The 5,865-nt window shown below is 51.6% G+C and carries 6 protein-coding genes; all 6 read right to left on the reverse strand.

Going from position 1 to position 5,865, the window contains the following annotated elements:
• Positions 1 to 168: 168 nt before the first annotated feature.
• Positions 169 to 711: a DinB family protein gene (locus tag IBX50_RS16270; protein ID WP_292257348.1), complete on the reverse strand. Its 543-nt coding sequence runs from the start codon at positions 709 to 711 to the stop codon at positions 169 to 171.
• 74 nt (positions 712 to 785) lie between these two features.
• Positions 786 to 1,100, reverse strand: a complete 315-nt coding sequence (locus tag IBX50_RS16275; RefSeq protein WP_292257349.1) for a CopG family antitoxin — start codon at positions 1,098 to 1,100, stop codon at positions 786 to 788.
• Positions 1,097 to 1,375 (reverse strand): BrnT family toxin, encoded by a 279-nt coding sequence (locus IBX50_RS16280; protein ID WP_292257350.1) that lies wholly within the window; start codon positions 1,373 to 1,375, stop codon positions 1,097 to 1,099. Before IBX50_RS16280 ends, IBX50_RS16275 begins: the two co-directional genes overlap by 4 nt.
• A 66-nt stretch (positions 1,376 to 1,441) precedes the next feature.
• The gene (locus IBX50_RS16285; RefSeq protein ID WP_292257351.1) at positions 1,442 to 2,656 is read right to left on the reverse strand and encodes a D-amino acid dehydrogenase; all 1,215 of its coding nucleotides are present in this window, start codon (positions 2,654 to 2,656) and stop codon (positions 1,442 to 1,444) included.
• Positions 2,657 to 2,850: 194 nt separating this feature from the next.
• Entirely contained in the window at positions 2,851 to 4,896 is a 2,046-nt protein-coding gene (locus IBX50_RS16290) for a PhoX family phosphatase (protein WP_292257352.1), read from the reverse strand.
• Positions 4,897 to 4,985: 89 nt separating this feature from the next.
• A partial coding sequence (locus IBX50_RS16295) for a hypothetical protein (RefSeq protein WP_292257353.1) occupies positions 4,986 to 5,865 on the reverse strand: 880 nt, incomplete at its 5' end.

A 5,865-nucleotide genomic window follows, 5' to 3' on the forward strand; every position in this document is an offset into this window, starting at 1 on the left:
GGTCACCTTGGCCTTGTTGATGTGGGTGATTTCTTCAAACACCACACCCAGCAACGCCAGAACGGCCAGCAACAGCAGCACATAATCAATAACAGCCATGGGATTTAACCTGCAATCAGGAAGGAGAGGCGCAAAGATTAACTGCTGCGGCGCAGCAAATACAACAGATCACTCAGGAATTTCTTCAGGAATCCGCACCAGAAGATCAGTCACCCCGATATCCTCACCGGCCTGTAACAACAGGGTGGAAACCTGCCCGCGGTGATGCGTTTGATGATTAAAAAAATGTAGAATCAGGCTTGAATAACGTTTACTGCCAGCAATACCTTTGGTGTTGTAATAACTGAGCACAGAATCCAGATCATCATCAGACAACTCCGCTGTCCAGTTGATGATTTTACAATCCAGCCAAGCGCGGTGTTCAGACAGCTTAACAAAATCATCAAAAAGCACCTGATCCAGACGAGTCGGACTGGGAAGCTTTACAACCTCATCCAGCGCACTCGGGCAGGATGGATGTGCCGCAAAGCGCTTAAGCCAGATAGTATCTGCAACAAGGATATGGTTCAGAGTGCCCAGAATCGAACCAAAAAAAGCACCACGATCCTTAGCTAAATCGTCTGCAGACAGGTGCCCCGCCGCTTCATAAACCTTTAAATTCATCCACTGGTTGTAACCGGCCAGCAGCTCAAAGTGACTTTTCAGGCTCATATGAGTCTTCTCAGAAATTAAACGATACCACTAGATTTCACGGCTGTGGTTCTTCTACAGCCTAAACACCCAAATCAGCCGCGAGTATTTTGTGTTGGGTGCATCTGCTTGTTAGCGGTGAGATCCTGCAGTGAACCCGAAATGTATTTGTGAATGATACTCGACACAAAAGTTTGGTACGGAATACCCTCTTCCGTTGCTCTTGACTGGATAGCCGTTAAATCCCTGTTTGAGATTCGAATATTTATCCTTTTGTCTTTTTTAAACGTATTGCTGGCTATTGCCTCCAGTTCCTTTTTGCGGGCTTCAGTAAGTACTGATTCAAACTCGCCAGCCTCCACGGCATCCAGCAGAACTTTCTCTTCTTTCGATAACTTGCCTTTGCTCATGATCCACCTCCAAGGTACAGCTTGGTAAATTTCCTGCTGGGTATAATTGTTTTCAGAAACACTTCATCTTCGCTTTCCACATACGGCACGAGATGAACGTATTCTTTAATACAAATGACAAAAATCCGCTGAGTGGGATAATCGGAGGCATTTGGATGCGCAATATCATCCAGTAAGTCGCCATGCTCAATATGAAAGACCGCTTCCTCAAAGGAAACGCCCCGCTCAACTATAAGCTCCTGATTTTTATCAGGGTTCCAATTGTAGATTTTCATACAACAAGACTAGCACAAACGTGTGCATTTTGTCATCAGACCTAAAGATCTGGAACACTAAACAAACTACTCCCCCACTAATTCCACCAACATTTCCGCTGTGGCGGCGGCGAGTGTCCATCCCAGGTGTCCATGGCCGGTGTTGTAATAAACACTGGGGCATTTGCCTTGCATAACACGGGGCATCATGTCGGGCATCATTGGGCGCAGCCCTGCCCAGGGGGTGATGTCTTCGGTGCTGACTTGCGGGAAGCAGGTTTGTACCCAGTCCACCAATGGGCGGATGCGGTCAGCACGGATGTCGCGGTTGTAGCCGTTGAATTCGGCGGTTCCGGCCACTCGCAGGCGGTTATCACCTAATCTGCTGGATACCAGTTTGCTGGCTTCGTCCAGCAGGCTGACTTCCGGCGCGGCGCGGCGGCTGATTTCATCTTTTAATGCAATCGTGAGGGAATAACCCTTAACCGGGTAGATGTTAATCCGATCCCCTACTTGTGCCGCCAGTGCACGGCTGGCGGTTCCGGCGCAGATCACCACGCGATCATAAGCGGCTTCATCCGACTGCCCGGTTACATCCCGGCTGATGATTCGTACACCCTGTTCATCAGCCAGCAGGTGTTCTACCTGTTGTTGGTAACGGATGTGTCCACCCAGGCGCTCACAGGCTGCGGCCAATCCCAAGGTGTATTTGTGAATATCACCGGTGGCGTCTGTTTCGGTGTAATAACCGCCGTAAAACTGCCCTTGTAAAGCGGGTTCGATGGCCTGCATTTCTTCTGCGGTGACAGCCCGGCGCTCCAGCCCACCGGTTGCCAGCAAGATGGATACCTTACCAGCGGTTTCAAACGCGGCCTTGTCACGGTAGACGTGCAGGATGCCACGCTGTTTTAAGTCGAAGTCAATGCCTTCTGTCTGCGCCCAGTTGAACAGGTGTTCACGGGCAATAATGGCCATACGGGTAGTGGCTGCGGTGTTGTCAGCATGGCGGGGGATGGCGGCAAAAAACTCACTGAACCAACTCAGTTTGTGCCAGCTGGGCAAGGGATTCACCAGCAGTGGTGCGTCTTTTTTTAACATCCACTTCAGACCTTTGATCACGGTCGGGAGGGAGTTCCATACTTCAGCATTGGAGGCCGAGAGTTGGCCGCCGTTGGCGTAGGAGGTTTCCATCGCAGCATAACGGTGGCTTTCATACACCGTCACTCGGTGACCCCGCTTCAACAGCGCGTAAGCCGTGGTAATACCAGTGATGCCACCCCCGATGACTGCAATGTTTTTCATACTGCACCTCTGACTTAAGTTTTTTTCTAGTATAGATGCAATTCGTGGGTGCAATAATCCAAAGCATCATAAAAAGGCAGCAATAAAAACCATTTTATTAGATTTATACAGCTGAATATATCGCTTAAACGATAAACAAAAGAAACCCCGCCCGTAAAACACGGGCAGGGCAGTTGTTTTCACTAACAGAAGAATCAACTACCGACGATACGTCCATCTTCGCGGCTGATGACCAGTGTGCCAGAGCGCGGATAAGGGCTGCCATCATGCGGCCACTGGCTAGCCAGTTTTCCGACGGCAAAGTCCTCCGGTGAGGTGGTGGCACCAGGGTGTTGTACGTTCACAAACAGGGTTTTCTGATCCGGTGTTGTGCACATTCCGGTGATTTCCTGCCCAATCGGGCCAACCATAAAACGCTTCAGCACCTGATTAACCGGGTCACAGGCCAGCATCTGGTTATTGCCAAACTGCGCCCACTTGCCGGTGTTCACAATGCTTTCACTCATATCCGTTTGAATCCACAAGCGGCTCTGGCGATCAAACCACAGGCCATCCGGACTGTTGAATATCTGGTCTTCATTCATTGCTGCACCTGCATAATTGGAATCATCCTGTGGACCAGCCAGCAGGAACAGATCCCAGTCAAAACGCGTACCAGCAACCTGATCCCCTGCCTCACTCCAACGGATGATCTGACCCCAGTCATTGCTCGCACGCGGGTTGGCCTTGTCAACCTGTTCCGGTGTGCGGCGTGAGTTGTTGGTCAGAGTGAAATACACTTCACGAGTTGCCGGATTCACTGCACCCCATTCCGGGCGATCCATTTTGGTGGCACCCACGGTATCCGCGGCCAGGCGGGTATTTACCAGTACATCCGCCTGACTGTTAAAGCCATTGGCGGGAGTCAGTGGCCCCATACCAAACACCAGCGGCAGCCATTCGCCGGAGCCATCATCGTTAAAACGGGCAACATACAGGGTGCCGTTATCCAGCAGATGACCACCTGCAGTGGCCTTGTGGTAAGGCTGGGCGCTGACGTACTTGTAGATGTACTCAAAGCGGGCATCATCACCGGAGTAGCAGACAATCGGCTGACCTTCGACCGCAGCGTGGAAGATCACCCCTTCATGGGCAAAACGGCCCAGCGCTGTGCGCTTCACCGGTGTGGATTGCGGGTTGAAGGGATCAATCTCGACCATCCAGCCAAAGGTGTTGGGTTCGTTGCGATAATCACCAGTAGCGCTACTTGCCTTGTTGCTGGCATCAAAACGTACATACTCATCCGCACCGTTATCTGCCCGCTCCCAGGCATAACGACCAGTATCCTTGCTGGCTACACCGTAACGTTTGTGCTCACGCGGCTGGTCACCGGTGTTGATAAAATAACCCGCCCAGTTTTCTTCACTGGCCAGATAAGTATTCCAGGGAGTGACACCGTGGGCGCAGTTATTCAGTGTGCCACGGGTACGAGTGCCATCCGGGCTGAAACGGGTTTTGACCAGATCAGAACCACGTACCGGGCCACTCAGCTGCATTTCAGTCAGGCCGGTGATACGACGATTGCGTGGGTCCTGCACCAGTTGCCAGTCACCATTGGGCTGTTTGCGGATGCGGGCAATTGCTACACCATGACCATTCAGCTCTTTTAACACTTCATCAGCTGAGCGTTTGCCATCTTTCAGTGGCACTCCATTGCGGCTGAGTTTTTGACCCACTGCTGAGGCATGCATAAAACGTGGTTCCACGTATTCGTGGTTCATCACCAGTAGGCCATCATCCGAGCTGCCTTCGTAGGGGCTTTTGCCTTCAATCGGGAAGAAGTGCATACCATCATGATGACTACCCATTTGTTGTGCCTGATCAGCACCGGTATTACGCAAGGGATCAAAAGCTGGCATGCGTCCGGTGATGGGTTCACCCCAGGGCAACAAAACCTGATGGCGGTAACCGGGTGGCAACATCACACCATCACCGTCATAAAATTTCACCGCATCAAATCCAATCAGTTGCGGGCCACTTTCCACACCCCTGGAGGAACCCGCTGCCTGTACAACACCCGGCAACAGACCACTTGCAAAAAAGCCCAGCAGCGCCGCATTTAAGCTGCCCTTGAGCACACTGCGGCGATCCAGCCGACGATCCAGCACATTACGAAAACTTTCATTACCGGAGAGATTACTGAGCGGCTCGTCACCTTCGCCGTGATCAATCTGTTGCAGTGTTTGATGTTGCTGATTCATGGGATTTCACCTGTCTTGGATTTGAACAGAACAGGTGAAATCTAAGGTGGCGGGATGACAGCAAGAAGTTGGTTGTGTGAATTTAATGTTTACAGGGTATACGGCTGATGCAGCCAGTTTCTGATCCAGCCCTGCTGGACATCCGAGATATAACGATAATCGGCCAGCCAGTCATCCTGCAGGCGCGCTGCCAGCTCTCGTGGCACCAGATTACCGGACACCATACAGAAGTACCAGGCTCCAGTATAACCAGCGGCCTTGTCAAAACTGCGCAGCTGACGCGAAAGACCCATAGCATCTTCACTCAGATCCCAGGGCATGGTGTTTAAGCTTTTTGCCTTGATGGCATGGGGTTGCATGCGTAACTGCGACACACCATAACGGCTGAGTGATTCATGCCGTTGAAAAAACCAGTGCTGATGAAAATCGGTTGACTGACCGGGACCTTCACTCCACTCGGCAAAAAAACGTTCCAGCAGCGGGGCGTTGACTGCACCACTTAATACTTCTCGGAGATTAACCAACCGACCCAGTTGATAACGCGGAGATCCCAGTGGCTGACCATCCATCAAAGCAGGTTGCAGGGGTTCCAGCAGGTCGGCCAGATCTTCCGGCAGGTCAGCTTGGTCATTCAGCATTCGCCGATCCATCACTTCCTGCAGTTCTTCCACCTCCAGCTGCCAGCTGGCCTCGGGTGCAGAGCCATAATTGGCAGTGAAAAAATGTGTGGCACCGTTAAAACGGGTCACCAGGGGCTGCATGATTTCCAGATCCATCAGCAGCTGTTCAAAATCCTCCACCTTGCTCAGAGCATTTTGCAGCCAGGTTTCCAGATCTTTACCCAGCATCACCCCTTGGGATGTACACACACCACCGGGACGATACCAGCCGGATCGGGTCAGGCGGTGTTTAAACTCTACCTCTGGCCAGACTTGTTGTAACAACTCCAGCAAACGGCTGTGATGAGGG

The organism is Marinospirillum sp. (assembly GCF_014859565.1).

Excerpts from the sequence above, each read along its gene's own strand:
- IBX50_RS16270 (WP_292257348.1), bottom strand. The coding sequence starts at position 711 with ATGAGCCTGAAAAGTCACTTTGAGCTGCTGGCCGGTTACAACCAGTGG.
- IBX50_RS16275 (WP_292257349.1), bottom strand. The coding sequence starts at position 1,100 with ATGAGCAAAGGCAAGTTATCGAAAGAAGAGAAAGTTCTGCTGGATGCC.
- IBX50_RS16280 (WP_292257350.1), bottom strand. The coding sequence starts at position 1,375 with ATGAAAATCTACAATTGGAACCCTGATAAAAATCAGGAGCTTATAGTT.
- IBX50_RS16285 (WP_292257351.1), bottom strand. The coding sequence starts at position 2,656 with ATGAAAAACATTGCAGTCATCGGGGGTGGCATCACTGGTATTACCACG.
- IBX50_RS16290 (WP_292257352.1), bottom strand. The coding sequence starts at position 4,896 with ATGAATCAGCAACATCAAACACTGCAACAGATTGATCACGGCGAAGGT.